Here is a 4,080-nt window from a genome sequence, read left to right on the forward strand (position 1 = left end):
GTCCCGCCCGCCCGTGCCGGCGTACGACTCGGCCGGCCGGGCCACGGCGGGCCGGGGTCACGGCCAGCCGGGCGCCCCGGCCGGAGCCCGGTCCCAGGTCGTCGAGCCGGCGCCGCCGCCGCTCCCCCGTGCCGCACGGCCTTAGCACACCGGGACCTTGATCAGGTTCTCGTCCACAGGCGGCCCGGCTGTCCACAGGCCGACGGCCCGCGCTGGCGGCGCGCCGCCCGGCCGCCCAGGCTCGACACCGAGTCGACTCGCGATGACAAGCCCGATCTCCCCTGGAGGGACGATGTTCGACACCTACGTCACGATGGTGGGGGATGGTTAACCACGCACAGGGCCACCCACCCCCAGCGGGTCAGCTGTCGCCGCCGCGCAGCAGCCGAAGGTTGAGCCGCTGCATTGCGGCGAGGGTGTCGGCGTCGACGGCGGAGGGTCGGACGATTCCCACCCTCGCCTCCTGGTAGCCCTGCGACATGTAGGTGTGGCCGACAGCGCGGCATGACGCGGCCACGTGGGTAGGCCGCGGACGGGAGGGTGCTGCACCTTCGAGTCGGTCGATCAGCGCGTCCATGCGGCTGGTCAGCTCCGCCAGCTGCTTGTCACGGCGCTCGATCCCCTTGCGAAGCCCGGCGATCTCGGGCGTCACGGAGCGCTGCACCCGCTTCTCCGCCTGGCTGATCGCCCACAGGACCGTCCAGCCGTCCCCGCCGATGACGATGCTGGCGGCCACGATCGCGTACAACCCTCGCGGCACGTCGTGGTCCCCGAACAGGTCGAAGATAAAGACGACGCCGGCGACGGCGAGCGCGGTGCAGCCAATGGCGAAGAACGCCATTTGCGCAGGGCTACAGCCCGCCGGTTCTCGATCGAATCTGGCCTTGCTGTTTCCCCACGTGTTTGTCATCGCGGCAGTGTCGTCTATGCGACAGGGAGTGAGGCAACGATCACGCGCGGGTTTTAGCAGATGGCGAAACTCCCATGCTCAACCGTTGATGTCCCGCACGTTTCGAACGACAGATACAGACCGAACGGGTGTACTAGCCCGTGCGGAATACCGCCCGATACCGGTGCGCCGGGTACAGATCCTGCAACCCGTCGGCGTGGACCACGATCAGCAGCGGCACACCCTCCGGCACCTGGTACTCCCGGCGCTCCGCCGGCGTCGGGTTGCGCGCGCACACCCACTCGCCCGGCTCGACCACGACCGGCTCCGGCTCGACCGGTGCCCGAACCACCACCCCGCGGCCCCTGACCGCCTCCGCCAGGCCCTCGTTGCGCAGCTGCGTCACCGCCGCCCTGGCGGTCACCGCGCTGACCCCGTACGTCTGGGACAAGTCCCTTTCGGACGGTAGCCGGTCACCCGGCCTGAGCTGCCCTGATGCGATCCGGGCGCGCAGGATGTCGGCCAGCTCGTTGCGGCCGACCTGCTCCTGCGCGGGGTAGATCACTGCCGCAGGCTAAGGGGACCCACGGGCGCGCCCGGTCAGGTACCTGAGTACCTGGATCCGATCGACGGTCGCCGTGATGTAGGCGGCGTGGCGTACGGTGGGGTACACGATGTACCCGACCCGGCGAGGTGCCCCATGGTCGACCAGCAGCCCACCCCCGGCCAGCGCGTCGAGCGGCTCCGCCGTCAGGCGGGTCTCTCCCGCGAGCGCCTCGCCGGCCTCGCCGGCCTCAGCCCGACCACCATCAAGTTCATCGAGAACGGTCGCCGCAGCTTGACGTTGCGCGCCGCCCAGCAGCTCGCCCCGCACCTCGGCGTGCACGACCTGGGTGACCTCTTCGGACCGCAGGTCGCCCTGTCCCTCGACGGCCGACCCAGCCACCCCGCCGTCGACGACGTCCGCCGCGCCCTGACCGCCTGGCACATCACCATCGCCGGCGAGCCCGAGACGCCGGAATACCTGCGCGGCGCCATCGACTCCGCCTGGCAGACCTGGCACACCAGCCGGCACCAGCGCACCGAGGCCGGCGTCATCCTGCCCGGCCTCCTCGACGCCACCCAGCGCGCCGCCCGGCTGCACACCGGCGACGCCCGCCGGCAGAGCCTCGCCCAGCTCGCCCAGGCCTACCACCTCGCCCAGGCGTTCCTGGCCTGGCACGGCGACCGGGAGCTGTGCTGGCTCACCGTCGACCGGGGCATGGCCGCCGCCCTCGACGCAGACGACCCCCTCGCGATCGCGCAGTCCATCTGGTACGCCGCGCACCTACTCCGCGCCGTCGGCCGCGGCGACGAAGCCCTCGACAGGCTGAGGGAGGCCCGCGGCCTGATCGAGCCGCGGGTCGCCGACGGCGGCGTGGAGTGGGCGGAGATGCTCGCCGACCTGCACCTGTGCGCGGCACTGACCCGGGCCCGCACCGGCGACCAGGGCGCCTGGTCGGACTGGGATGCCGCCCGGCAGGTCGTCGAACGGGCCCTGCCGGAGGGGTACGTCGGGCTGCGTACCCGGGTGTCCCGGCCGCTCGTCGACGTGTACGCGGTGATGTGCGCCGTCGACCTCGGTGACCCCGACGAGGCGCAGCGCCGCGCCCACGCCCTCGACCCGGCGTCGATCCCGTCGACGGAGCGGCGCGGCCGGCACTACGTGGAGCTGGCCCGCTCGGCCGACCTGGAGGGCGCGCGGGAGGCGACGCTGCACCTGCTGACGCGGGCGGAGGCGACGTCGCCGGAGACCGTGCGGTACTCGCCGGCGGCGCAGGACATGCTGGGCCGGCTGTCGCGGGAGGCGCCGGCGTCGATCCGGGCTGAGGCGGCCGACCTGGCCCGCCGGGTGTCCGCGCCGGAGTCGTAGGGGTACACCCCGTCACCGGGTACACCACGTACCCCGCCCGTCCACCGTGGCTGCTTAGCGTGATGCCACGGTGGCGGCAGGGAGTCGCACGGCGTACGACGGAGCTGTTCGCCCTGCCACCCCCGCCGACTGGCGAGGGAGGCGAATCCCCTTGAAGACGCTCATCTGGCTGTTACGCGCGGTGGCCGACCGGCCCACCCCGATGCCCCCGGTCGCGCCCGGCACCGGCCAGAAGATCCAGGAGCGCGAGCAGCCCGCCGCCCGGGAGCGGCTGCTCGCGCAGGCCCGGCGCCGCGCCGGTCAGCACCTCTACGACAGGCCGACCCGGTGACCGCCCGTCCGGGGCGCGCAGCCCGTGCGGCCGCCGTGCTCAACGAGCGCGTCGACGGCGACGCCCATCAACCCGCCCGGCCCAGCTGGGACTGCCGCGCCTGCGAGCAGCCCTGGCCGTGCGCCCCCGCGAAGGTGTGCCTCGGCGAGGCGTACGCCGGCAACCGGGTCGGCCTCGGGATCTACATGGCCGGGCTCTACGACCAGGCGCTCACCGAGCTGCAGCTGTGGCCAGCCGGCGACGTCTTCGCGCGCTTCGTCGCCTGGACCCGATGACCACCGGCCGCACCCGATGGCCGGCTGACAAATGGAGAACATCATGCAGTGGATGCGCCCGAACCGGTGCGACAACTCCGGCCCGAACTGCCTGGAGGTCGCGGTCGACCCGGACGGCAACAGGGTCCTGCGGAACTCGAAGCGCCCCGAGATCACCATCAAGATCGACCCGCGGGAGTGGTCGACCTTCGTGGAGAGCGTGCGCGCCGGCCAGACGTTCTGACCGGACGACGAAGCGGCCGGCCCCGAACCCGAGGCCGGCCGCTTCCGTTGAGGTGCCACCGCCAGGCGGGTGAGTGGCGCCCAGTGCGTAGCGGCAGCTCAACCGCCCGAACAGCGGACGTGACCGATTGACCACAGCGAGTACGGTGCCGGCATGACCACCCCTCCCCAACCCTCCACCGGCCACAAGCGCCAGATCCTCATAGCCGCCGCGGCCGCCGTCGCCGTCATCGCCATCGCCGCCGGCGCGTACGCCGCAGGCCGCGCCAGCTCCGAGCCGACGCCGGTCGCCGCCACGCCCGGCCCGAAGTACACGAAGGTCGCGATCGGCTACCTGTGCGAGAACACGAACGCGTCGGCTGTCGGCGACGACGGACGCACCCTCACCTGCGTCTACAACCAGGGCAAGGCCACCTGGCAGCTGCCCACCCCCAGTCCGTCCCCGTCAACC

Annotated in this window: 6 protein-coding genes and 1 pseudogene; 5 read left to right on the forward strand and 2 right to left on the reverse strand. The window is 72.7% G+C overall.

The annotated features are described in order from the left end of the window. Nucleotides 1-361: 361 nt before the first annotated feature. Together C1I99_RS29980 and C1I99_RS29985 are read right to left on the reverse strand one after the other, a co-directional pair. Nucleotides 362-841 carry a hypothetical protein gene (locus tag C1I99_RS29980; RefSeq protein WP_111137539.1) on the reverse strand — a complete coding sequence of 160 codons (480 nt, stop codon included), beginning with the start codon at nt 839-841 and terminating at the stop codon, nt 362-364. 202 nt (nt 842-1,043) lie between these two features. Then, nucleotides 1,044-1,454 (reverse strand): winged helix-turn-helix domain-containing protein, encoded by a 411-nt coding sequence (locus tag C1I99_RS29985; RefSeq protein WP_111137540.1) that lies wholly within the window; start codon nt 1,452-1,454, stop codon nt 1,044-1,046. A 135-nt stretch (nt 1,455-1,589) separates the two neighbouring features. On the opposite strand from C1I99_RS29985, the gene C1I99_RS29990 reads away from it, so the two are divergent. The 5 genes and pseudogenes from C1I99_RS29990 to C1I99_RS30010 form a co-directional block, all read left to right on the forward strand. Further along, a complete protein-coding gene (locus C1I99_RS29990) occupies nt 1,590-2,801 on the forward strand; it encodes a helix-turn-helix domain-containing protein (protein ID WP_111137541.1) in 1,212 nt (403 codons plus the stop codon). Between the two features lie 151 nt (nt 2,802-2,952). Continuing rightward, nucleotides 2,953-3,132 (forward strand): hypothetical protein, encoded by a 180-nt coding sequence (locus C1I99_RS29995; RefSeq protein WP_111137542.1) that lies wholly within the window; start codon nt 2,953-2,955, stop codon nt 3,130-3,132. Further along, a complete protein-coding gene (locus C1I99_RS30000) occupies nt 3,129-3,407 on the forward strand; it encodes a hypothetical protein (RefSeq protein ID WP_233512795.1) in 279 nt (92 codons plus the stop codon). The genes C1I99_RS29995 and C1I99_RS30000 overlap by 4 nt, the downstream gene beginning before the upstream one ends. Nucleotides 3,408-3,450: 43 nt before the next feature. Further along, on the forward strand, nt 3,451-3,630 hold the full coding sequence (locus C1I99_RS30005; protein WP_233512796.1) for a DUF397 domain-containing protein: 180 nt from the start codon (nt 3,451-3,453) through the stop codon (nt 3,628-3,630). 153 nt (nt 3,631-3,783) lie between these two features. Further along, nucleotides 3,784-4,080, forward strand: a pseudogene (locus C1I99_RS30010) (hypothetical protein); the annotation flags it as partial.

The sequence above is a fragment of the Micromonospora deserti genome, assembly GCF_003236335.1.
GTDB lineage: Bacteria > Actinomycetota > Actinomycetes > Mycobacteriales > Micromonosporaceae > Micromonospora > Micromonospora deserti.